This is a genomic window from Roseateles sp. P5_E11 (assembly GCF_054049355.1).
The window spans coordinates 1-3149 of sequence record NZ_JBFUMO010000634.1; the positions used below are offsets into that span (position 1 = coordinate 1).

Sequence of the window (3149 nt, forward strand, 5' to 3'; positions counted from 1 at the left end):
GCTTCAAGACCGACTTCGGCGAGCGCATCCCCAGCGAAGGCGTGACCTACTTCGACGGCTCCGACCCCGTCGAGATGCACAACCTGTACGCGCTGCAATACAACCAGGCCGTCTTCGAGCTGCTCGAAGAAGTGCAGGGCAGCGACGCCATCGTCTTCGCCCGCTCCACGTATGCCTCCGGCCAGCGCTTCCCGGTGCACTGGGGGGGTGACTGCTGGAGCACGTTTGAATCSATGGCCGAGAGCCTCAGGGGCGGCCTGTCGCTCACAAGTTGCGGCTTCGCCTTCTGGAGCCATGACATTGGCGGCTTCGAAGGCAACCCGCCSCCGGCCGTCTACAAGCGCTGGATCCAGTTCGGCCTGATGTCCTCGCACAGCCGCCTGCACGGCAGCAGCAGCTACCGGGTGCCATGGCTCGTGGACGAAGAGAGCTGCGACGTGCTGCGCGCATTCACGCGGCTCAAGCACCAGCTCATGCCGTATCTGTACGCCAAGGCGCATGAGGCGACGCAGACCGGCGTGCCGCTGATGCGCGCCATGCTGATGGAGCACCCGCAGGACCCGGCCTGCGCGACGCTGGACCGGCAGTACCAGCTCGGCGAAGCATTGCTCGTGGCACCGGTGTTCACGGAGAGCGGCGAGGTGGACTTCTACCTTCCCGAAGGCAAGTGGACGCATCTGCTCAGCGGCGAGAAGCGCGAAGGCGGCCGCTGGCATCGCGAGGTGCATGGTTTCCTGTCCATGCCGCTGTACGCCGCGCCGAACAGCGTCATCGCCTGGGGTGCCGAGACCGAGAAGCCAGACTACGACTACGCCCGCGGCACGGTGCTGCGCGTGTTCGAGCTGGATGACGGCGCCAGCGCGGCCTTCACGGTCGTGGGCGCGGACGGCAGCATGGCGGCGCGTGGCACGGTCAGCCGCCAGGGCGGGCAGTACACGGCGAAGGTCAGCGAGGGTGCGCTGCGCGATTGGGGGCTGGAGGTGGACCGTCACCGCAGTCCGGTGCTGGCTGAAGGCAAAACCTTGAACTGGGGGCGTTCATGAAAGCATCACAGGTTAGACGTTGCGGTGACGTCGTGCCGGGTTCTGGCCGGCGGTTTTCTCTGCGGCTGGTTGCGCTGGCGGTGCTTCTGCATGCACCGGCTGCGGTGCTGGCTCAGGTCGGCACCTTTCCCGGCATGGAGCCCGGTCGCGTTGGCGGCGTGACGGCCGAGGGGCAGAGCCCAGACAAGGCGGCTGCGGCGGCGAAGAACAAGCAGATGGCGCAGGAGCTGATCGACCAGCAGCGTGACGAAGCCGCACGCCGCTTGATGGTCGAACAGCGAGCAAAGCTGCGTGAGCGCTTGGAGCGCGATGCGGGACTGCTGCGCCAGCCGGTGGACTTGCTGGCGGGCATGTTCCAGCTGCCTGCCGACCTGAAGCTTTCTCCGGAGCACCGAAGCGTGGCCGAGGGTGTGCTGCGTCAACAACGTGAGCGCGCACAGGCCGGCTGGGCGGCATGGCTGACCGATGAAACCGCGCAGGGCAAGGGCGAGCTGCGGGCGGAAGTGGCTGCGCAGCGATTGAGCAATCGCGTGCTCAACGAAGTGGCGCTGTGGCAAGCTGATGCAACGCCGCACCCCAGCGACACGATCTGGATCGATGCGCTCAAGACACCCGCCATTTGCCAGCGGCTCGACCAGCCGCGGCCCGTGGCGCAGGTGGCGCAGCTGATCGAGGCGCTGCCCGCAGAGCAGCGCGACGCCGCCTGGCAGGGCGAGGCGGCGCGCCTGGCTCGATGGGGTCAGGTCCCGCGGCAGGTGCCGCCCTCGCCGGACCGCGCGTTTGAGGATGAGCTGGTCGCTGCGCTGCCCAAGCCGCCGGGCAACGCTTCCAGCCTCGCCCCCGAGGTGCGCAACGCGCTGCAGGCGCCGGGCTGGACCTATGCCGCGCAATCACCCGCTTCACGTTGCGAGCTGCTGCGCTGGTGGAGCCAGGAGCAGGTACGCACCCAGCGGATGACGGCGCCGCGTGCGCTGCATGCCTGGCGCACCGCCATGGCCGTGCGTTCGTCGGGCTATCTGCTGCCCGATGTGCCGCGCAGTGGCCCCGGCGCGACCGACGCGAACGGCTTTCCGCTGTTCGCGCGCCGCGCCGAGCTTGCGGGCACGGTCGTCGTGGAACAGGATCTCGATGCTGCCGGCAAGATCGTGCGCAGCTTCGTGCAGCGCCGCGAAATCATGGCGGCCGGCGTGCGCGGTGTGCCGGCCCTGGCTCTGGAGCGCGAGCTGGACGCCGTGAGCCTGGCTCGCGCCGCCACCACCCCCGCTGCTGCCCCCGACCCGGCGCAACTGCGCGACGGAACGGCCACGCGCCGTATCGGCATCGAGTGGGTGCTGCCCCAGGGGCTCTAGGCAGAGCCCGCGCGCCAAGCCTTCACTCCTCCAGCGCGACCACCATCACGGCCTTGGCAGGTACCTTGATGGACAGCTTGCCGTCCGCGGCACGCGCGCTGAACGCCGCCGGCTTGATGACCTGCGGATCCTGGAAGGTGTTGTGCGCGTCCATCGCGGCCGAGGTCAGCACCTTGCCTGCCGCACCGTTGACCTTCGTGCCCGCAACGTTGACGGCGACATCGACCGCCTTGGACGGATCGGTGTTGACCAGCGCCAGGTACACCTTGCCGTCCTTGGCACGCGCCGCCGAAGCGCTCACGCCCGGAATGGTCACAGCGCCCAGGGTGTAGCTGGTGTTGTCCTTGATGGCCAGCGGCAGCGACTTGGCATCCTGGAACGGCGCATACATCTGAAAGGCGTAGTAGGTCGGGGTCAGGACCATCTTCTCCTTGTCCGTCAGGATCATCGCCTGCAGGACGTTGACCATCTGGGCGATGGTGGTCATGGGGACCCGCTCCGCATGCTGATGGAAGATGTGGAAGTTGAGTGCCGCCACGAGCGCGTCGCGCAGGGAGTTCTGCTGGAACAGCCCGCCCCTGGGGTTCACTTCGTCATACCAGGTGCCCCACTCGTCGATCATCAATCCGATCTTCTTCTCGGGGTCGTGTTTGTCCAGCACGGCCACGTGGTCCTTGATCAGCTGATCCATCTTCAAGGTATTGGCCAGGGTCGAGATCCACTCGCCTTCCTTGAAGCCGAGGTCCTTGCCCTTGAC

The 3149-nt window shown here is 67.4% G+C and carries 3 protein-coding genes; 2 read left to right on the plus strand and 1 reads right to left on the minus strand.

Annotated elements, in window-relative coordinates:
- Together ACXJKR_RS28265 and ACXJKR_RS28270 are read left to right on the plus strand one after the other, a co-directional pair.
- Window positions 1-1043 (plus strand): TIM-barrel domain-containing protein (locus tag ACXJKR_RS28265; RefSeq protein ID WP_457325660.1); only part of this gene is annotated, 1043 nt, incomplete at its 5' end.
- The gene (locus tag ACXJKR_RS28270; RefSeq protein ID WP_457325661.1) at window positions 1040-2392 is read left to right on the plus strand and encodes a hypothetical protein; all 1353 of its coding nucleotides are present in this window, start codon (window positions 1040-1042) and stop codon (window positions 2390-2392) included. The genes ACXJKR_RS28265 and ACXJKR_RS28270, both read left to right, overlap by 4 nt.
- 22 nt (window positions 2393-2414) lie before the next feature.
- Here the strand turns inward: ACXJKR_RS28270 and ACXJKR_RS28275 are convergent.
- The coding region (locus ACXJKR_RS28275) for an alpha-L-arabinofuranosidase C-terminal domain-containing protein (protein ID WP_457325662.1) at window positions 2415-3149 on the minus strand (735 nt) is incomplete at its 5' end.

Excerpts from the sequence above, each read along its gene's own strand:
- ACXJKR_RS28270 (WP_457325661.1), top strand. The coding sequence starts at position 1,040 with ATGAAAGCATCACAGGTTAGACGTTGCGGTGACGTCGTGCCGGGTTCT.